General features: G+C 37.9%; 1 protein-coding gene. It reads right to left on the bottom strand.

Translation table 11 applies throughout. The features are described 5' to 3' along the window. A partial coding sequence (locus HMPREF2810_RS12540; protein ID WP_141750873.1) for an LPXTG cell wall anchor domain-containing protein occupies positions 1–290 on the bottom strand: 290 nt, incomplete at both ends.

Raw genomic sequence — 290 nt, 5'->3', positions numbered from 1 at the left:
AAGTCTTTATTGTCTTTGTTTTCTAAAAGAATGTAGGCAGAAATATCTGTTCCTGCTTTTAACGTTTTATCCCCTACTTTAAGGTCATAATTCGTAATAGCGTGCCATTTCCCTGTGAAACGATCATGGGTCGTGTCCAAGACATCATTCATGCCCCATTCTTCTGTGATTCCGCCATAGTTGGCTGGACGTTCGGAAGATTTCACTTCATAATAAATTTTTGTCTGTAACGGAATATCTTTATCATGTAGAGAAACACTGCCAACTGTACCGTTTTTATCTGCTTTTAC

It is taken from the genome of Enterococcus sp. HMSC078F03 (genome assembly GCF_001811595.1).
GTDB lineage: Bacteria > Bacillota > Bacilli > Lactobacillales > Enterococcaceae > Enterococcus > Enterococcus faecalis.
The sequence above is the reverse complement of the archived record's forward strand: the minus strand, read 5'-3'. Positions and strand labels throughout refer to the sequence as shown.